Source organism: Pseudomonas sp. AF03-9 (assembly GCF_020515815.1).
In the GTDB taxonomy this organism is placed as follows: domain Bacteria; phylum Pseudomonadota; class Gammaproteobacteria; order Pseudomonadales; family Pseudomonadaceae; genus Aquipseudomonas.
Genome location: NZ_JAHPJF010000034.1, coordinates 24754 through 43519, shown reverse-complemented (window position 1 = coordinate 43519; position 18766 = coordinate 24754). Strand labels below are relative to the sequence as shown.

Here is an 18766-nt window from a genome sequence, read left to right as displayed (position 1 = left end):
GGGGCTTGCCCGCTCACTACAATCAGGCGGCGAGTTTGCCGTTGGCGATAGCAGCAGAAGCGGCAACCATTGCGCGCAGCAACACCGCACAGCCCGCCGCCAGATCATCCGGGGCAGCATTCTCGATTTCGTTATGGCTGATACCCCCTTCACACGGCACAAAAATCATCCCTGCCGGGCCCAGCTCGGCGACGAAGATCGCGTCGTGCCCTGCCCCGCTGACAATATCCATGTTCGACAGGCCCAACCCGTTCGCCGCATCCCGCACCGCGTCCACGCAGCCCTTATCGAAATACAGCGGCGGGAAGTCCGCCGTCGGCACCATCTCGAACGTCAGGCCATGCTTGGCACAGGTGTCGTCGATCACCTGGCGTACCTGGGCGATCATCGAATCCAACCGCGCCGGTTCCAGATGACGGAAGTCCAGGGTCATGCGTACTTCGCCAGGAATCACGTTGCGTGAACCGGGGTAAGCCTGCAGGCAACCCACTGTCCCACACGCATGAGGCTGATGCCCCAACGCCGCGGCATTCACCGCGGCCACCACGGCCGCCGCACCGACCAGGGCATCCTTGCGCAGGTGCATCGGCGTCGGCCCTGCATGGGCTTCAACGCCGCGCAACTTCAGGTCGAACCACTTCTGCCCCAACGCGCCGAGCACCACGCCGATGGTCTTTTTCTCGTCCTCAAGAATCGGCCCCTGCTCGATATGTGCCTCGAAATAGGCGCCAACCTTGTGCCCGCTCTCCGGTCGTGTACCCGCGTAACCAATGGCATTCAACGCATCGCCGACCGAGACGCCATCGGCATCCTGCTTGGCCAGGGTATCGGCCAAGGTAAACTTCTGCGCAAACACTCCCGAGCCCATCATGCACGGAGGAAAGCGCGAGCCTTCTTCATTGGTCCAGACCACCACTTCCAACGGCGCTTCGGTTTCCACCTTGAGGTCATTGAGGGTGCGCAGGACTTCCACACCGGCGAGCACGCCGAAGCATCCGTCGAACTTGCCACCCGTGGGCTGGGTATCGATGTGGCTGCCGGTCATCACCGGGGGCAGGTTGGGGTTGCGACCAGGACGACGGGCGAAGATGTTGCCGATGCCGTCGACCGTCACCGTGCAACCGGCGTCTTCGCACCATTGCACGAACAGGTCGCGGGCCTGGCGGTCGAGGTCGGTAAGGGCCAGGCGACACACGCCGCCCTTGGGCGTGGCGCCGAGCCTGGCCAGGTCCATCAGCGACTGCCACAGGCGGTCACGGTTGATGTGCTGATGGGGCGATTGCAGAACGTCGAGGGCAGCGTTCATTGGGGGTCTCCTCAGGCTACATTTCTTATGGTTTGAACCCTTTGCAACAGTGAAAAGAGGTCAAGTCTTGACGGCAACCGGACTGGCCCCGCGCTTGGCATTCAAGCCGTAATACAACAACCCACCCAACGCCGAGCCGGTAAACCAGCCGTAGCTGTAGAACCAGCTGAACGCATCGCTGCCCAACGACAGCAACGTCAGCACCACAGGCACGCCAAACGCGATAAACCCGCTCCAGTTCCACGCCGGGTACACGTCATCGCGGTACAAACCGGCAAGGTCGAGTTGTTGTTTGCGGGTGATGAAGTAGTCCACCACCATGATCCCGGCGATCGGTCCCAGCAGGCTCGAATAGCCGAGCAACCAGTTGGAGTAGACGGTCTCCAGGCTCACATCGGAAACGATCAGCCCGAGCTTTTTCAGCAGTTCATGCCCCATCAACACCAGCCCCACCAACCCGGTGAGAATCACCGCCGTGGTGCGGTTGATCAGCTTGGGCGCGATGTTCTGGAAGTCATTGGTCGGCGAGACAATGTTCGCCGCCGTATTGGTGGACAGGGTCGCGATGATGATCAGCAACATTGCAATCGCCACCCACACCGGGCTCTGGATATGCCCGATCAACGTCACCGGGTCGGACACACTCACGCCGACCAGTTTCACCGACGCCGCGGTCATGATCACGCCGAGGGCGGCGAACAGGAACATGGTCAGCGGCAGGCCGAAGATTTGCCCGAGGATCTGGTCTTTCTGGCTTTTCGCGTAGCGGCTGAAGTCGGGAATATTCAGCGACAAGGTGGCCCAGAAGCCCACCATTGCGGTCAGGCCGGCCATGAAGTAACCGGTGAGGCTCGCGCCTTCCGGGCGTTTCGGCGGGATCGCCATCAACTCGCTGATGGACACATTGGGCATCGCCCACACCAGCAAACCAATCCCGACCGCCACCAACAGCGGTGCCGAGAGGGTCTCCAGGCGCTTGATCGACTCGGCGCCGCGCAGCACCACCCAGAGGTTCAACGTCCAGAAAATCATGAAGCCGATCACTTCGCCGGTACCCCCGAGGGACTTCCAGCCCTCGAAAACCGAGCCCAGGAACAGGTGGATCGCGAGCCCGCCAAACATCGTCTGGATACCAAACCAGCCGCACGCCACCAGCGCGCGGATCAGGCACGGCACGTTGGAGCCAAGAATGCCGAACGACGAACGCAGCAACACCGGGAATGGAATCCCGTACTTGGTGCCAGGAAAGGCATTGAGGGTCAGCGGGATCAGCACCACGATGTTGGCCAGCAAAATCGCCATCAGCGCCTCGCCCACCGACAAGCCGAAATACGCCGTCAGCACGCCACCCAGCGTATAGGTGGGCACGCAGATCGACATGCCGACCCACAGCGCGGTGATGTGCCATTTGTTCCAGGTTCGTTCATGCACCTTGGTCGGTGCCATGTCGTGGTTATAGCGCGGGCTGTCGAGGACGTCGGGGCCGGCGTCGAGTTCGTACAGGCCGTTGCGTTCAATGACTTGCGATCTGTTCTGTTGCATGGCCGCTCCACGGTTTTTTCGAATTATTGTTGCTCACCCAGCGTGTTGCGCCGGATGGCCGGAGTACCTCGTAAACAACATGACATCACGGGCCCGGCCAGCCGCCACTGCACTCAATAACCGTGCCGACCACTGCCCCGCTACCCGCACCGCTTATATAACCAACTGATGTTTATCAGCTTTCCGATTGAACCCAGGGTACTTGCCAGGTTACTCAGGCTAAATAATCTGGAAGTTGCCCGAACTGTCAGGACTCAATCTGGTGCAACACAATTATTTTTATTTCCTAGCGCCGTCAAGCGGCATATCTCAAGCGCCTGATTTGCAATAAGAAATGTTGCTCAATTTATGAACCTGTCAAGTGCGTCAAAACGGTGAACACACGCCTCATTTTGGTGATTATTGTTTTTATCTTTAAAAATCATGCACTTAAACACGATATAAGCTTATGTAAATTCTGCTTGCTCAATCGAAAAACTCGGGCTAGTTTCTATTCCTGTCACCGATGACAGGAATAAACCACTCATCGGCCAGCAGCATTACAACACTTAGAACTGGCACAAGCCGGTCAAGCCTGTGAGGAACTCGACATGTCGCTGTTGATCCGTGGCGCCACCGTTATTACCCATGATGAAAGTTACCGCGCCGATGTTTTATGCGCAGGCGGTCTAATCCGGGCTATTGGTACAAACCTGGATATACCCGCCGGCACTGAAATACTCGACGGCAGCGGCCAATACCTGATGCCCGGCGGCATCGACCCCCACACCCATATGCAACTGCCCTTCATGGGCACCGTGGCCAGCGAAGATTTTTTCAGTGGCACGGCGGCAGGCCTGGCGGGGGGCACCACCTCGATCATCGACTTTGTAATTCCCAACCCGCAGCAGTCCTTGCTCGAAGCCTTTCACCAATGGCGCGGCTGGGCGGAAAAATCCGCCGCCGACTACGGCTTCCATGTGGCGATCACCTGGTGGAGCGAGCAGGTCCGCGAAGAGATGGCCGAACTGGTCAACCACCACGGCATCAACAGCTTCAAGCACTTCATGGCCTACAAGAACGCGATCATGGCGGCGGACGATACCCTGGTAGCCAGCTTCGAGCGCTGCCTGGAACTGGGCGCGGTGCCCACCGTGCACGCCGAAAACGGCGAGCTGGTGTATCACCTGCAACGCAAGCTGATGGCCCAGGGCATTACCGGGCCGGAAGCGCATCCACTGTCACGCCCCTCCCAGGTCGAAGGCGAAGCGGCCAGCCGCGCGATCCGCATCGCCGAAACCATCGGCACACCGCTGTATCTGGTGCATGTCTCCACCAAAGAAGCGCTGGATGAAATCACCTACGCCCGTGGCAAAGGCCAGCCGGTGTATGGCGAAGTCCTCGCCGGCCACCTGCTGCTGGACGACAGCGTCTACCGCCACCCCGACTGGCAAACCGCCGCGGGCTACGTAATGAGCCCGCCGTTTCGCCCACACGGGCATCAGGAGGCACTCTGGCAGGGGCTGCAATCGGGCAACCTGCACACCACCGCCACCGACCACTGCTGCTTCTGCGCCGAGCAAAAAGCCGCCGGGCGTGACGACTTCAGCAAGATCCCCAACGGCACTGCCGGTATCGAAGACCGCATGGCGGTGCTGTGGGACGAAGGCGTCAACAGTGGGCGCCTGTCGATGCAGGACTTCGTTGCGCTGACCTCCACCAACACCGCGAAGATCTTCAACCTCTACCCGCGCAAAGGCGCGATCCGGGTGGGCGCGGATGCCGACCTGGTGCTGTGGGACCCCGAGGGTACGCGGACGATTTCCGCCAAGACCCACCATCAACAAGTCGACTTCAACATCTTCGAAGGCAAGACCGTGCGCGGCGTGCCGAGCCATACCATCAGCCAGGGCAAGCTGGTCTGGGCCGATGGCGACCTGCGCGCCGAGCGCGGTGCCGGGCGGTATGTGGAGCGGCCGGCGTATCCGGCGGTGTTTGAGCAGTTGAGCAAGCGGGCTGCGCATTCCAGGCCCATGGCTGTGAAACGCTGACACCGCCTTCGCGAGCAAGCCCGCTCCCACACTGACTGTATTCACAAATAAAAATATGTGAACCCAATCCAATGTGGGAGCGGGCTTGCTCGCGAAGAGGCCAGCACAAGCAACACAAAAACCAATGCCCATCAGAGGCAGTACCTCAATAACCGTGAGGCCAAACCCGTGATCCAGACCCTGACCCACCTCCCCCATTCCACCGAGGATGGACCCACCCTCGCCGGCCACTTCACCGACCTGGCACCGCCCCTCAACGCCCGCCAGGCCCAACTGGAAGCCTCGCGCTGCCTGTACTGCTACGACGCGCCGTGCGTGAACGCATGCCCCAGTGAGATCGACATCCCGTCGTTCATCCGCAACATCCACACCGACAACGTGCAAGGCGCCGCGCAGAAAATCCTCTCGGCCAACATCCTCGGCGGCAGCTGCGCGCGGGTCTGCCCCACCGAAATCCTGTGCCAGCAAGCCTGCGTGCGCAACAACGCCGAGGAATGCGCCCCCGTGCTGATCGGCCTGCTGCAACGCTACGCCGTGGACAACGCGCACTTCAGCGAACACCCGTTCCACCGCGCGGCGTCCACCGGCAAGCGCATCGCCGTGGTCGGCGCCGGGCCCGCCGGTCTGGCCTGTGCCCATCGCAGCGCCCTGCATGGCCATGACGTGGTGATCTTCGAAGCCCGGGAAAAAGCCGGCGGCCTGAATGAATACGGGATCGCCAAGTACAAACTGGTGGATGACTTCGCCCAGAAGGAACTGGATTTCCTCCTGCAGATCGGCGGCATCGAGATCCGCCACGGCCAGCGCCTGGGCGACAACCTCACGCTGAGCGACCTGCACCAGCAGTTCGACGCAGTGTTCCTCGGCCTCGGCCTGGCTGCCAGCAAACAACTGGGCCTGCCCCATGAAGATGCCCCCGGGCTGCTCGCCGCCACCGACTACATCCGCGAACTGCGCCAGGCCGATGACCTCACCCAACTGCCCCTGGCCGACCGTTGCATCGTGCTCGGCGCCGGCAACACCGCCATCGACATGGCCGTGCAGATGGCCCGCCTCGGCGCCCGCGATGTAAACCTGGTGTACCGCCGTGGCCTGGCGGACATGGGCGCAACCCACCATGAGCAGGACATCGCCAAAGCCAACCAGGTGCGCCTGCTGACCTGGGCCCAACCCGAAGAAGTCCTGCTGGATGACCAAGGCCACGTACGCGGCATGCGTTTCCTGCGCACACGCCTGGAAAACGGCCGCCTGCACCCCACCGGCGAAACCTTCGAACTGGCCGCCGATGCGATCTTCAAAGCCATCGGCCAAGGCTTCGACAACGCGGCGCTGCACGATCCACTGGCCCAGCAACTGCAACGCGTCGGCGAGCGGATCTTTGTCGACGAGCAGCTGCGCACCAGCATTCCCGGGGTGTATGCCGGCGGCGATTGCGTCAGCCTCGGCCAGGACCTCACCGTGCAGGCGGTGCAACACGGCAAGCTGGCAGCCATTGCCATGCACGCCCAACTTATGCTGAATATGGAGGCTGCGTAATGGCCGATCTCTCGATTGTGTTCGCCGGTATCAAAGCCCCCAATCCATTCTGGCTGGCCTCTGCGCCACCCACCGACAAGGCCTACAACGTAGTCCGCGCCTTCGAAGCCGGCTGGGGCGGCGTGGTCTGGAAAACCCTGGGTGAAGACCCGGCGGCGGTCAACGTGTCGTCACGTTACTCGGCGCACTACGGCGCCAACCGCGAAGTGCTGGGCATCAACAATATCGAGCTGATCACCGACCGCTCCCTGGAGATCAACCTGCGGGAAATCACCCAGGTGAAAAAAGACTGGCCCGACCGCGCGCTGATCGTCTCGCTGATGGTGCCGTGTGTGGAGCAATCCTGGAAAAACATCCTGCCCCTGGTGGAAGCCACCGGCTGCGACGGTATCGAGCTGAACTTCGGCTGCCCCCACGGCATGCCCGAGCGCGGCATGGGCGCAGCGGTCGGCCAAGTGCCGGAGTACGTCGAGCAGGTGACGCGCTGGTGCAAGACCTATTGCTCGCTGCCGGTGATCGTCAAGCTCACACCGAACATCACCGACATCCGCGTGGCGGCGCGGGCGGCCTATCGCGGCGGCGCGGATGCGGTGTCGCTGATCAACACCATCAACTCCATCACCAGCGTGGACCTGGAGCGCATGGTCGCCCTGCCCGTGGTCGGCAGCCAAAGCACCCACGGCGGTTATTGCGGCTCGGCGGTCAAGCCGATCGCGCTGAACATGGTCGCCGAAATTGCCCGCGACCCGCAGACCCAGGGCCTGCCGATCTGCGGCATTGGCGGCATCGGCAACTGGCGCGATGCGGCGGAGTTCGTGGCCCTTGGCTGCGGCGCGGTGCAGGTGTGCACGGCGGCGATGCTGCATGGGTTCCGGATTGTGGAAGAGATGAAGGACGGGCTGTCGCGGTGGATGGACAGCCAGGGCTACAAGAGCTTGCAGGAATTCTCCGGGCGGGCGGTGGGCAACACCACGGATTGGAAGTACCTCGACATCAACTACCAGGTCATCGCCAAGATCGATCAGGCGGCATGCATAGGTTGCGGACGTTGCCATATTGCCTGCGAGGACACCTCGCACCAGGCGATTGCGAGTTTGAAACAGGCGGATGGCACGCACCTATACGAGGTCATCGATGACGAGTGCGTGGGCTGCAACCTGTGCCAGATCACCTGCCCGGTAGCGGACTGCATCGAGATGGTGGCGATAGACACTGGCAAGCCGTATTTGAATTGGACGCAGGACCCGCGTAATCCATATCGGGAGGCTGTGTAGTCCTTTAAGCCGCCTTCGCGAGCAAGCCCGCTCCCACATTCAACCGCATTCCTCCAGATAAAATGCGGTCCACTGTGGGAGCGGGCTTGCTCGCGAAGAGGCCCTCAGCCCCACCACAAAAATCAGGGCTCCAACCCAATCCCGCGCAAAATCACCCCGGTCACCGTCTGGATCGCCCGCTCGAACTGCATATCCGACAACGGCTGGTGATCATTCAGAATCTTCACCTGGTGATCAAAGTCCGCGTAGTGCTGGGTCGACGCCCAGATCATGTACAGCAGGCTCGACGGTTCCACCGGCAGGATGCGCTTGTCCTCCACCCACTGGCGAATCTTCGCCTCTTTCATCTTGGCCCAGTCGTACAGGCTGGCATCCAACGCCTCACCCAGTGTGGGCGCACCGTGGATGATTTCGTTGGCCCAGACTTTCGAGCCATACGGCCGCGTGCGCGAGCGTTGCATCTTGGCGCGGATGTAGCTGCTGAGCACCACGCGCGGGTCATCGAAGGTCTCGAAGCTCAGGGCGTCCTGCTTCCACACTTCCAGCAGGTCGAACAGCACCGCGCTGTACAGCTCGCTCTTGGTGGTGAAGTAGTAGTGCAGGTTGGAACGCGGCAGTTGCACTTCTTCAGCGATGTCGGCCATGGCGGTGCTGCCATAGCCCTTTTCGGCGAAGATCTTCTCTGCCGCCAGCAGGATTTTCTCGACGTTGACCCGACGAATGCCAATCTTGTGATTGCCCATGAGGGCTCCCCGACAACAACATGGGTTAGAGACTACCACCGGCTCTAGATCGCGGCGACAGGCCATACCGAAACTTCGTACACTGCCCGCTTCTCCCCATTGATTGGTATTGAACAATGTTGATCAAAAAGACCCTGACCACCCTTACCCTGCTCGCTTCCCTGCTGGGCGCTTCGGCGGCCTTTGCCCACGCCCACCTGAAAAGCGCCACGCCCGCCGCCGACAGCACCGTCGCCGCGCCCGCCGACCTGCGCCTGACCTTCAGCGAAGGCGTCGAAGCCACCTTCACCAAGGTCTCCCTGAGCAAAGACGGCACCGAAGTCGCCATCAAGGGCCTGGCAACCCCGGACAAGGACAAGAAAACCCTGGTGGTCACCCCTGCCGCGCCGCTGGCTGCCGGCAACTACAAGGTGGTGTGGAACGCGGTATCGGTCGACACCCACAAGAGCAACGGTGAATACAGCTTCAAGGTCGGCCAATAAGCCATGGCGACGCTGTTGGTGCTGTGCCGTTTCGTGCATTTCATTGCGGTGCTGTTGATGTTCGGGGCCTGCGTGCTCAAGCCCTGGCTGCTCGGCAACGAAGTGCAACCGGCGCTGGACCGGCAACTGCTGCGCGGCACCCGGGCACTGGCCTGGGTCGCGCTGTTGTCTGGGATCACCTGGCTGCTGCTGATCACCGCCAGCATGGCTGGCAGTTGGGACGCCGCATGGCAACCGACCACCGTCGAGTTGGTGCTGGGCAAGACGTTTTTTGGCCAGGTGTGGGTGTGGCATCTGCTGCTCAACCTGTTGCTGTTGACCGCATTGATCAAACCCTGGCCGACGCTGCGCCTGCCGCTGATCGCGTTGCTGCTGGCCACCCTCGCCCCCGTGGGCCATGGCGCGATGCTCGATGGGCTCAGCGGGCGCCTGCTGATCCTCAATCAGGTGGTGCACCTGGCCTGCGTCAGCGCCTGGCTCGGCGGTTTGTGGGTGCTGGTGTTGATCCTGCGCCAAACCCAGGGCTATGCGCTGGAGCCGATCTTGCGGCGGTTCAGCGGCGTGGGCTATGGCTTGGTCGCGGGATTGTTGGTGACCGGGTTGATCAACGTACGCGTGCTGACTGGTCAGCTATGGCCAACGCCGCTGTTCAGCGGTTTCGCGTTGATTCTGCTGATCAAGGTGATGCTGGTGCTGGGCATGCTCGCCCTGGCGCTGTTGAATCGATTACGAATCGAACGCTGTGACGAACGCCAAGGCAGCCTGAAGGCCAGTGTGCTGCTGGAGTGGCTGCTGGGCATTTCAGCGGTCGCCGCCGTTTCCCTCCTCGGCACCCTGCCGCCGATGGTCATGACCCAATAGCCCCCTCAAGTCGAACATCAATCCAAATGTGGAAGCGGACTTGTGTGGGAGCGGGCTTGCTCGCGAAAGCGGTGTGTCAGTTACAGGCGTGTTGGCTGATCCACCGTATTCGCGAGCAAGCCCGCTCCCACACAAACCCGCTCCCACACTTGAACCGTGCCCATTCTATAAACGGTGGCGAGTCAGGTCATCGTATAACTTCTGATTGACAACCCCCACAAACCACGCAAATACTCAGCTCAATGTTGTACGACGACGTACGACAAATAATAAAAACAACAAAGCAAGGGAGCTCCACTGTGAGTCAATTCGCCCGCAATTCCTGCGTACGCCTGGGCCTTGTCAGCCTCGGCAGCCTGATCGTCACCCTGCCCCTCGGCGCCCACGCCGACGGCTTTCTCGACGACGCCAAGGCCACGCTCAACCTGCGCAACGCCTACTTCAACCGCAACTTCACCAACCCGAGCAACCCCCAGGCCAAGGCGCAAGAGTGGACGCAGAACTTCATTCTCGACGCCAAGTCCGGCTTCACCCAAGGCACCGTGGGCTTTGGCATTGACGTGCTGGGCCTGTACTCGCAGAAGCTCGACGGCGGCAAAGGCACGGGTGGCACCCAATTGTTGCCGATCCACAGCGACGGCCGCCCGGCAGACAACTTCGGACGCCTGGGCGTGGCGCTGAAAACCCGCTTGTCGAAGACCGAACTGAAGGTCGGCGAATGGATGCCGGTGCTGCCGATCCTGCGCTCCGACGACGGCCGCTCCCTGCCCCAGACCTTTCGTGGCGGCCAGCTCACCTCCAATGAAATCGCCGGCCTGACCCTCTACGGCGGCCAGTTCCGTGGCAACAGCCCACGCAACGACGCGAGCATGGAAGACATGTTCATGAACGGCAAAGCCGCGTTCACCTCCGATCGTTTCAACTTCGGCGGCGCCGAATACAGCTTCAACGAAAAGCGCACCCAGGTCGGCCTGTGGTACGCCGAACTCAGCGACATCTACCAGCAACAGTACCTCAACCTCACGCACAGCCAGCCCGTAGGCGACTGGACCTTGGGCGCCAACCTCGGTTTCTTCACCGGCAAGGAAGACGGCAGCGCCCTGGCTGGCGACCTCGACAACAAGACCGCTTTCGCCCTGCTCTCGGCACGCTACGGCGGCAACACCTTCTATGTGGGCCTGCAAAAACTCACCGGCGACAGCGCCTGGATGAAGATCAACGGCACCAGCGGCGGCACCCTGGCCAACGACAGCTACAACGCCAGCTACGACAACGCCAAGGAAAAGTCCTGGCAGGTGCGGCACGACTTCAACTTCGTGGTGCTTGGCGTGCCGGGGCTGACGCTGATGAATCGCTACATCAGTGGCAGTAACGTGCACACCGGAACGATCACCGACGGCAAGGAATGGGGCCGCGAGTCGGAACTGGCCTACACCGTGCAAAGTGGCGCGCTGAAGAACCTGAACGTGAAATGGCGAAACTCGACCATGCGTCGCGACTTCAGCAACAATGAGTTCGACGAGAACCGACTCTTCATCAGCTACCCGATTTCACTGCTGTAAACATTCACGTCGAACCCGCCTGTGCAGCCAACGCAAATCCCCCTGTGGGAGCGGGCTTGCTCGCGAAAGCGGTGGATCAGTCAGCACACCTGTAACTGACACACCGCTTTCGCGAGCAAGCCCGCTCCCACACAAGCCCGCTCCCACACTTGAATTGCATTCGCCGCAAGGAGCGTTGACAAGCCGGGGAATCTGTAACGATACTTTGGCCTAGTCATACGACAACCTACAACAACAATGGAACGCCCATGACCACGACCACTCCCGCTCCCTTCAACCGCCTGCTGCTCACTGGTGCCGCCGGTGGCCTGGGCAAAGTCCTGCGTGAACGCCTGCGCCCTTATGCCCGCGTACTGCGCCTGTCGGACATCGCCGAGATGGCCCCGGCCGCTGACGACGCCGAAGAAGTCCAACCCTGCGACCTCGCCGACAAACAAGCCGTGCACCAGTTGGTGGAAGGCGTCGACGCCATCCTGCACTTTGGCGGTGTATCGGTGGAGCGCTCCTTTGAAGAGGTCCTCGGCGCCAACATCAGCGGGATTTTCCATATCTACGAAGCTGCACGTCGGCATGGGGTCAAACGTGTGATCTTCGCCAGTTCCAACCACGTGATCGGCTTTCACAAACAAGGTGAAATCCTCGACGCCCATTCGCCCCGTCGCCCGGACAGCTACTACGGCCTGTCCAAGTCCTACGGCGAGGACATGGCCAGTTTCTACTTCGATCGCTACGGCATCCAGACCGTGAGCATCCGCATCGGCTCGTCGTTCCCGCAACCGCAGAACCGCCGCATGATGCACACCTGGCTAAGCTTCGATGACCTGACCCAACTGCTCGAACGCGCGCTGTACACGCCAGACGTCGGCCACACCGTGGTCTACGGCATGTCGGATAACCTCGACACCTGGTGGGACAACCGCTACGCCGCACACCTGGGCTACGCGCCCAAGGATAACTCCGAAGTGTTCCGCGCCCAGGTCGAAGCCCTGCCACCAGTGGCCGCCGATGATCCGGCCAAGGTCTACCAGGGCGGCGCCTTCTGCGCGGCCGGGCCGTTCGGGGACTGACCCATGAGTGCAGAACTGATTGTCGACGCCCGCAACGTCGTAGGCGAATGCCCGGTGTGGGTGCCCGCAGAAAACGCACTGTACTGGGTGGACATCCCCCACGGCGGCCTGCAACGCTGGAGCGCCGCCAGCGGCCACATCGCCGCCTGGAAAGCCCCGCAGATGCTCGCCTGCATTGCCCGCACGACGGCGGGCAACTGGGTCGCCGGCATGGAAAGCGGCTTTTTCCAGCTCACCGCGCACAACGACGGCAGCCTCGACAGCACGCCCTTGGCCCGCGTCGAACACCCCCGCGCGGACATGCGCCTGAACGATGGCCGCTGTGATCGCCAGGGCCGCTTCTGGGCCGGCAGCATGGTGCTGGACATGGGCTTGAATGCGGCCGCAGGCATTCTGTATCGGTACACCGCTGGCCAGGCGCCCCATGCCGAACTGGACGGTTTCATCACCCTCAACGGCCTGGCCTTCAGCCCCGATGGGCGCACGATGTACGCCTCGGACTCTCACCCGTTGGTGCAACAGATCTGGGCATTCGACTACGACATCGACAGCGGCACGCCATCCAACCGCCGCCTATTCGTGGACATGCACCAGCACCCCGGCCGCCCCGACGGCGCCGCAGTGGACGCCGACGGTTGCTACTGGATCTGCGCCAACGACGCCGGGCTGATCCACCGTTTCACCCCCGACGGACGCCTCGACCGCTCCCTCAGCGTCCCGGTGAAAAAGCCCACCATGTGCGCCTTTGGCGGCAGCCGGTTGGACACACTGTTCGTCACCTCGATCCGCGATGATCCGAGCGAACAGTCGCTGTCGGGTGGCGTGTTTGCCCTCAATCCTGGCGTGCAGGGTTTGCCCGAGCCGACTTTCACCCTCTGACGGGACAGCCCTGATGATCGAACTCAAAGACGCCCTCACCCACCTCACCCTGGCCCCCGCCATCGGCGGCAGCATCGTCAACTGGCAGGTCATCGCCACCGGCCAGCCATTGTTGCGCCACAGCGATGAGCACGCCGTGAACAGCGGCCTGCCGGGCAAACTGGGCTGCTACCCACTCGCGCCCTGGTCCAACCGCATCGCGGCAGGCGGCTTCAACAACCCCGACGGCTGGCTGCCCCTGCAACCCAACAGCCGCACCGACCCGTTGCCGATCCACGGTTCGGCGTGGCAGCAGGCGTGGCAGGTGGTCAGCCAGTCGGCGGATGAAGTGGTGATGCAGGTGTTGTGCGACACACCGTTCGCCTATCGCGCCGAGCAACGCTTTGGCTTGCGGGACGGTGAGTTGAACATCGCGTTAACGGTCACGCACCTGGCCGAGAAAGCCGCGTGGCATGGGTTGGGACTGCATCCGTATTTGCCCCGCACACCCGGCACGCGGTTGCAGGCCAAGGCTTCGCAGGTGTGGCTCAGTGATGCGGCGAAACTGCCCACGGGCCTGGCGCCGGTGCCAGTGGATTGGGATTTCCAGCAGTTGAAAGGCCTGCCCGACGGCCTGGTCGACAACGGCTTCTGTCACTGGGATGGGCAGTGCCGCATCGAGCAACCGGACCTGGGTTACGCCCTGGAATGCCAGGCCAGCGGCGCCGATTACTTCCTGCTCTACTGCCCGCCGGGGTTGGAGTTCTTTTGCATCGAGCCGGTAAGCCACCCGGTGAATGCCCATCATCTGCCCGGCAAGCCGGGGTTGAAGTTGCTGGAACAAAACCAGTCGGCACATCTGTCATTCAAGCTGAAATACCTTCCAACTGTGGGAGCGGGCTTGCTCGCGAATACGGTGGCGCAGTAACTCATTCAGCGCCTGGCACACCGCTTTCGCGAGCAAGCCCGCTTCCACAGTTTTGATCGCTGTTGTGTCAGTGTCAGGGTGGGCTGTTTTTGAGGCGCCCTGCGGTGTCGATACTGACCACCACGGACAACCCCGGCCTCAGCCGTTCGCTCTCGGCCTGATCCGCATCCACCGTAATCCGCACCGGCACCCGCTGGGCAATTTTCACGAAGTTGCCGGTGGCATTGTCTGCCTGCAACAGGCTGAACTCCGACCCGGTGGCCGGTGAAATATGCTGCACCGTGCCATGAAACTTGCGGTGGTTCAGTGCATCCACGGTGAACGTCACAGGTTGCCCCACCTGCACGTTGTCCATCTGGGTTTCCTTCATGTTTGCGATCACCCACAACTGCGGCGGTACCAGTGCCATCAGTTGCGCGCCGGAGTTGACGTAGGCCCCCAGGCGCACGCCAATCTGCCCCAGCTGGCCGTCACGTGGTGCGGTGATGCGCGTGTTCGACAGGTCGATCCGCGCCAGTTCCACCGCCGCATCCGCACTCGCCACCGCCGCTTCCAGGGAACCGCGATTGACGATCACCGTCTGTAAATCCTGCCGCGCGATTTCCAGGCTCGCCTGGGCCTGGGCCACCGCCGCGAGGGTCTGCGCGTTCGCGGCACGGGTCACGTCCAGCTCGCGCCGGGACACCGAACCATCGCTGATCAGCTCTTCATTGCGGCGCAAATCCGCGGTGCTCTTGCGCGCCTGCGCCTCACTGTCCGCCAACGCCGCCTGGCGCAGCTTGATGGTGGCTTCGGCGCTATTGCGCTGCTGCACCACGTTGGCCAGCGACGCCTTCTGCACCGCCAACTGTGCCAGCGCCTGGTCGAGGCGCTGTTTGTAGATGCGATCATCCAGGCGCACCAGCAGGTCGCCGGTCTTTACGTATTGGAAGTCCTGCACCGGGACTTCAAACACGTAGCCGCTGAGCTGCGGCCCGATGATCGTGACCTGCCCGCGCACCAGGGCGTTTTCGGTGGTTTCCACTGCACTGCTGAACGGCGGCAGTTGCCAGGCGTAAAGCACGATCAGCACGCCGACAATGGCAATCGCGGCAAAGCCCAGGGACGAGATGATCCGCACCCGCAGCGGGCGCAGTTCGGTGGGCACCGCGCCCGGCGGCGTGCTGCCTTCGGGGGTGGCGGCGATGGCGGTGGTGGTCGTGGTTGAAGGTTCGGTCATGTAGGTGCGCCGCTGGGTTGAACGGGAGTGGCTGCTCGAGTGGTACTCATCAGCCACAGACTGCGGATAAAGATCCAGATCATGGTCAGCATCGCGATGATCGCGATCAGCATGAACACATCGTTGTAAGCCATCACATTCGCCTCACGGGTGGCCGCCGTCGCGAGACTGCGGATACCCATGAGGTTGCGCAACTCGGGGTCGGCGATCACACCACCGTAGGCCGAGCCACCGCTCGCCACCCGCGCGGCCACACGCGGGTCCAGCAGGGTCAGGTGTTCGACGATCATGCTCGAATGAAACTTCTCGCGCACGATCTGGAACGTACCCAGCAGCGCCGCGCCGATAAGGCCGCCGAGGTTCTGGCAAATGCCGAACATCACTGAAAAACTCACCAGATTGCGCGGGTTGGCCAGCACGTTCTTGGTGCCCAGCACCATGGTCGGCCCAAGGAAGAACGTGCCGCCGAAGCCTAGCAGGAACTGGCTGATGTACAGGTTCTGCGGGCGGGTCAGGTTGCTGGAGAAACTGTCCATCACCGAACCTGTGGCCATCAACGCCAGGGAAATCACCAGAGGCATCAGCAGATGCGCCGGGTTGATCGTCAACGCGCTGACCGCAAGCCCGGCAATCGCCCCGGCCAGCATCACCAGGTACAACGTGTGCATTTGCTGGTAGCTCATGTTCAGCACCTGCATGAACCCCACGGCGCCGGTGGACTGCTCGGACAGCACCATACGGATCAGGATCACCGCCAACGCCAGCCGGATCATCACCCCGCTGCCCAGCCAACGGGTCATCAGCATCGGGTTGGCGCGGTTATGCTCGATGGCCAGGCCAGCCATGATCAATACCAGGGAACACGCCGAGGCGACGCCGATCCACGGCGCTTCCAGCCACCAGTCGATCCGGCCCAGGGACAGCACCGCACACAGTAGGGCCACGCCGCTGGCCAAGAGGGCGAAGGTCAGGAAGTCGAGTTTTTCGAAGGTCTTGAAACGATCACCAGGCGGCAACTTGAGCAGGAACACACAGCCCAGGCAGATCAGCGCCAGGCCCAGTTCGAACAGGTACAAGCCGCGCCATTCGGCAATTTGCAGCAAGTCCTCGGAGAACAACCGCGCCAGCGGCAACGCCAGTTGTGCCGTGCCCAGGCCCAGCACCAGGGATTTCAAACGCCATTTGGCCGGGAAGGCCTGGATCATGTAATACAAGCCCAACGAACTCAGTGCCGCGCCGACCATGCCGTGGGCCGCCCGCACCGCAATCGCCGAACTGAGGTCGTTGACGAACAAGTGCCCGAAGGTCACCAGCGCGTACAGCACCAGGAACACCTCGGTAAACGCACGCAGGCCGAACTGCTGGCGGAACTTCACCAGCAACAGGTTCATGCACACGTTGGTCATCACATAGGCGGCGGGCAGCCAGGCCATTTCCGCAGTGGTCGCACCCAGGGCGCCTTGCAGGTATTGCAGGTTGGCGATGACCAGCGCGTTGCCCAAGCCGCCGGTGATTGCCACCAGCACGCCGACCAGTGCGAACAGCCAGCGCTTGGGCGTCGGGTGCAACGGGGTGGACGGCGAACCGGGCAGGCTCGGCCGCTCGTGGGGCTGCCAGGTGCGGGGGGTGTATTTGTCCATTCGACGACTCAGGTAAACCGGTACTCAGAGACAGTAAACCTGAGCGAAGTTCATCTTGCCATCGAGAAGGTACAAATGATGACTGAAGTGTGCGCCGGAAAAAATGTGGGAGCAGGCTTGTGTGGGAGCGGGCTTGCTCGCGAATGCGGTGGATCAGTCACTACATTTGCTGACTGACACTGCGCATTCGCGAGCAAGCCCGCTCCCACATTGGATCTGCGGCGTGTTCTGAGTCAGATCCAGCCCAGCCAGCTCCAGTAAGTGGCAGCGAACACCAGCATCAAGCCATAGCCGATCAGCGTCACCAGAATCCCCACCTTGGCAAACTGCCGCGCCGTAAACGTTCCGGTGCCCAAACACACCATATTCTGCGGCGCATTGATCGGCAGGATAAACCCGTAGCTCATTACAAACCCCAGCAACATGGTCATGCCCAACCGACTGAATTCGCCAGGCAAGGTCTGCAACACCGCAATCAAAATCGGCAGCAACGCCGAGGTCAGCGCCGTGGCGCTGGCGAAGCCCAAATGAATCAGGATCAAAAACGCGCCCAGGATCGCAAACACCCCCAGCGGCCCGACTTGATCCAGGCCGGTATGCGCCACCACCTGGGAGCCCAGCCATTGCCCGGCCTGGGTGGTCAGCAGCGCGGTGCCCAGGCTGATGCCCACACCAAACACAATCACCGTGCCCCACGGAATGCGCGACTGCACATCCTTCCAGGTCATCACCCCAAGCCCCGGCAGCAGCAGGAACACCAGCCCGGCGTAAGTGGTCGAGGTGGTGTCGAAGTTGTGCAGGCGCCCTTCGGTGGCCCAGGCCAGCAGCAACAATACCGACACGCTCAGCAGGCGTTTCTGCGGCCCGGTCATCGGGCCGATGTCCACCAGTGACTGGGCCACCGCCTCCTTGCCACCGGGAATGCTATCGGTCTCCGGCGGCAGCAGCTTGAGCACCAGGAACAACAGCACCGCCGACATGATCAACGCCCACGGCGCCCCGGCGATCAGCCAGTCGATCCACGACACGCGCTGGCCAAGCATCTTGTCCATGAAACCGACGGTGAGCAGGTTCTGCGCCGCAGCAGTCTGGATGCCGACGTTCCAGATACTGGTGCCCTGGGCCACCACGATCATGATCGCGGCGGCGATGTTCGAGCGCTTGTCCACGCCGAATGCAGCGATCACGCCCATCATGATCGGCACCACACAGGCACTGCGCGCCGTGGCGCTGGGCACCACCAGGCTGAGCAGGATGGTCACGGCAATCGCCCCCAGCAGGATGCGCCGGGTGCTGGTGCCGACCCGGCTCAGCGTCACCAACGCAATGCGCCGGTCCAGGCCGGTGTGGGTCATGGCCGCCGCGATAAACAGCGCGCCCGCCACCAGCGCCAGCGCCGGGTTGGAGAACCCGGTCAACGCCATGCTGATGGCCGGGCTGGTGCCGATCAGATGCGCAGGGTCTTGCAGCGACGGCGCAGTGCCCAACAGGAACGCCATCAGCGACGTGATCATGATCGCGCTGGCCTCGTAGGACACCGCCTCGGTGATCCACACCACCACGGCAAACGCGAGGATCGCCAGCATGCGATGCCCGGCCACCGGCAAGTCCGCCGGCAGCGGCAACAGCAGCACCCCGGCCATCACCAGTACGGCGATGACCAGGCCCAAGGGCAATTTGAAGGGTGCAGCGATTGTCGCGGGGGCGTTCATGGCGGG

At 62.2% G+C, this 18766-nt stretch carries 15 protein-coding genes; 9 read left to right on the top strand and 6 right to left on the bottom strand.

The features are described from left to right. Window positions 1-22: 22 nt before the first annotated feature. Window positions 23-1306, bottom strand: a complete 1284-nt coding sequence (locus LIY36_RS26895; RefSeq protein WP_192296660.1) for a Zn-dependent hydrolase — start codon at window positions 1304-1306, stop codon at window positions 23-25. A 60-nt stretch (window positions 1307-1366) separates the two neighbouring features. Then, the gene (locus LIY36_RS26890; RefSeq protein WP_192296661.1) at window positions 1367-2848 is read right to left on the bottom strand and encodes an NCS1 family nucleobase:cation symporter-1; all 1482 of its coding nucleotides are present in this window, start codon (window positions 2846-2848) and stop codon (window positions 1367-1369) included. Window positions 2849-3438: 590 nt separating this feature from the next. On the opposite strand from LIY36_RS26890, the gene hydA reads away from it, so the two are divergent. The 3 genes from hydA to preA all read left to right on the top strand — a co-directional run bounded on the left by hydA (window position 3439) and on the right by preA (window position 7688). Then, on the top strand, window positions 3439-4878 hold the full coding sequence (gene hydA / locus LIY36_RS26885) for a dihydropyrimidinase (protein WP_226457768.1): 1440 nt from the start codon (window positions 3439-3441) through the stop codon (window positions 4876-4878). Window positions 4879-5046: 168 nt separating this feature from the next. Continuing rightward, window positions 5047-6414: an NAD(P)-dependent oxidoreductase gene (locus tag LIY36_RS26880; protein ID WP_226457767.1), complete on the top strand. Its 1368-nt coding sequence runs from the start codon at window positions 5047-5049 to the stop codon at window positions 6412-6414. Beyond that, a complete protein-coding gene (gene preA / locus LIY36_RS26875) occupies window positions 6414-7688 on the top strand; it encodes an NAD-dependent dihydropyrimidine dehydrogenase subunit PreA (RefSeq protein ID WP_192296663.1) in 1275 nt (424 codons plus the stop codon). The genes LIY36_RS26880 and preA overlap by 1 nt, the downstream gene beginning before the upstream one ends. Before the next feature lie 122 nt (window positions 7689-7810). Here the strand turns inward: preA and LIY36_RS26870 are convergent, their stop codons facing one another. Beyond that, window positions 7811-8431, bottom strand: coding sequence for a TetR/AcrR family transcriptional regulator (locus LIY36_RS26870; RefSeq protein WP_226457766.1), 621 nt, complete (start codon window positions 8429-8431; stop codon window positions 7811-7813). A 116-nt stretch (window positions 8432-8547) separates the two neighbouring features. Between LIY36_RS26870 and copC the strand changes: the two genes are divergently transcribed. The 6 genes from copC (at window position 8548) to LIY36_RS26840 (ending at window position 14189) form a co-directional block, all read left to right on the top strand. Next, complete coding sequence (gene copC, locus LIY36_RS26865) at window positions 8548-8913, top strand: copper homeostasis periplasmic binding protein CopC (RefSeq protein WP_192296665.1); 366 nt, start codon at window positions 8548-8550, stop codon at window positions 8911-8913. Between the two features lie 3 nt (window positions 8914-8916). Further along, window positions 8917-9774: a copper homeostasis membrane protein CopD gene (gene copD, locus LIY36_RS26860; protein ID WP_226457765.1), complete on the top strand. Its 858-nt coding sequence runs from the start codon at window positions 8917-8919 to the stop codon at window positions 9772-9774. A 299-nt stretch (window positions 9775-10073) separates the two neighbouring features. After that, window positions 10074-11336 carry an OprD family porin gene (locus LIY36_RS26855; protein WP_226457764.1) on the top strand — a complete coding sequence of 421 codons (1263 nt, stop codon included), beginning with the start codon at window positions 10074-10076 and terminating at the stop codon, window positions 11334-11336. A 248-nt stretch (window positions 11337-11584) separates the two neighbouring features. Beyond that, the gene (locus tag LIY36_RS26850) at window positions 11585-12403 is read left to right on the top strand and encodes an NAD-dependent epimerase/dehydratase family protein (RefSeq protein ID WP_226457763.1); all 819 of its coding nucleotides are present in this window, start codon (window positions 11585-11587) and stop codon (window positions 12401-12403) included. 3 nt (window positions 12404-12406) lie between these two features. After that, window positions 12407-13282 carry an SMP-30/gluconolactonase/LRE family protein gene (locus LIY36_RS26845; protein WP_226457762.1) on the top strand — a complete coding sequence of 292 codons (876 nt, stop codon included), beginning with the start codon at window positions 12407-12409 and terminating at the stop codon, window positions 13280-13282. Between the two features lie 13 nt (window positions 13283-13295). Beyond that, a complete protein-coding gene (locus LIY36_RS26840; RefSeq protein WP_226457761.1) occupies window positions 13296-14189 on the top strand; it encodes an aldose 1-epimerase in 894 nt (297 codons plus the stop codon). Between the two features lie 73 nt (window positions 14190-14262). On the opposite strand, the gene LIY36_RS26835 is transcribed toward LIY36_RS26840, so the two are convergent. The 3 genes from LIY36_RS26835 to LIY36_RS26825 all read right to left on the bottom strand — a co-directional run bounded on the left by LIY36_RS26835 (window position 14263) and on the right by LIY36_RS26825 (window position 18760). Beyond that, window positions 14263-15408, bottom strand: a complete 1146-nt coding sequence (locus LIY36_RS26835) for an HlyD family secretion protein (RefSeq protein WP_192296671.1) — start codon at window positions 15406-15408, stop codon at window positions 14263-14265. After that, window positions 15405-17048 carry an MFS transporter gene (locus LIY36_RS26830; RefSeq protein WP_192296672.1) on the bottom strand — a complete coding sequence of 548 codons (1644 nt, stop codon included), beginning with the start codon at window positions 17046-17048 and terminating at the stop codon, window positions 15405-15407. The genes LIY36_RS26835 and LIY36_RS26830 overlap by 4 nt, the downstream gene beginning before the upstream one ends. A gap of 233 nt (window positions 17049-17281) precedes the next feature. Beyond that, on the bottom strand, window positions 17282-18760 hold the full coding sequence (locus LIY36_RS26825; RefSeq protein WP_226457760.1) for a DASS family sodium-coupled anion symporter: 1479 nt from the start codon (window positions 18758-18760) through the stop codon (window positions 17282-17284). Between the last annotated feature and the right edge of the window lie 6 nt (window positions 18761-18766).

What these genes read in the sequence shown, in the direction of transcription:
- LIY36_RS26870 (WP_226457766.1), bottom strand. Translation starts at nt 8,431, where the DNA reads ATGGGCAATCACAAGATTGGCATTCGTCGGGTCAACGTCGAGAAAATC.
- LIY36_RS26830 (WP_192296672.1), bottom strand. Translation starts at nt 17,048, where the DNA reads ATGGACAAATACACCCCCCGCACCTGGCAGCCCCACGAGCGGCCGAGC.
- LIY36_RS26845 (WP_226457762.1), top strand. Translation starts at nt 12,407, where the DNA reads ATGAGTGCAGAACTGATTGTCGACGCCCGCAACGTCGTAGGCGAATGC.
- copC (WP_192296665.1), top strand. Translation starts at nt 8,548, where the DNA reads ATGTTGATCAAAAAGACCCTGACCACCCTTACCCTGCTCGCTTCCCTG.
- LIY36_RS26835 (WP_192296671.1), bottom strand. Translation starts at nt 15,408, where the DNA reads ATGACCGAACCTTCAACCACGACCACCACCGCCATCGCCGCCACCCCC.
- hydA (WP_226457768.1), top strand. Translation starts at nt 3,439, where the DNA reads ATGTCGCTGTTGATCCGTGGCGCCACCGTTATTACCCATGATGAAAGT.
- LIY36_RS26895 (WP_192296660.1), bottom strand. Translation starts at nt 1,306, where the DNA reads ATGAACGCTGCCCTCGACGTTCTGCAATCGCCCCATCAGCACATCAAC.
- preA (WP_192296663.1), top strand. Translation starts at nt 6,414, where the DNA reads ATGGCCGATCTCTCGATTGTGTTCGCCGGTATCAAAGCCCCCAATCCA.
- LIY36_RS26890 (WP_192296661.1), bottom strand. Translation starts at nt 2,848, where the DNA reads ATGCAACAGAACAGATCGCAAGTCATTGAACGCAACGGCCTGTACGAA.
- LIY36_RS26825 (WP_226457760.1), bottom strand. Translation starts at nt 18,760, where the DNA reads ATGAACGCCCCCGCGACAATCGCTGCACCCTTCAAATTGCCCTTGGGC.
- LIY36_RS26840 (WP_226457761.1), top strand. Translation starts at nt 13,296, where the DNA reads ATGATCGAACTCAAAGACGCCCTCACCCACCTCACCCTGGCCCCCGCC.
- LIY36_RS26850 (WP_226457763.1), top strand. Translation starts at nt 11,585, where the DNA reads ATGACCACGACCACTCCCGCTCCCTTCAACCGCCTGCTGCTCACTGGT.
- copD (WP_226457765.1), top strand. Translation starts at nt 8,917, where the DNA reads ATGGCGACGCTGTTGGTGCTGTGCCGTTTCGTGCATTTCATTGCGGTG.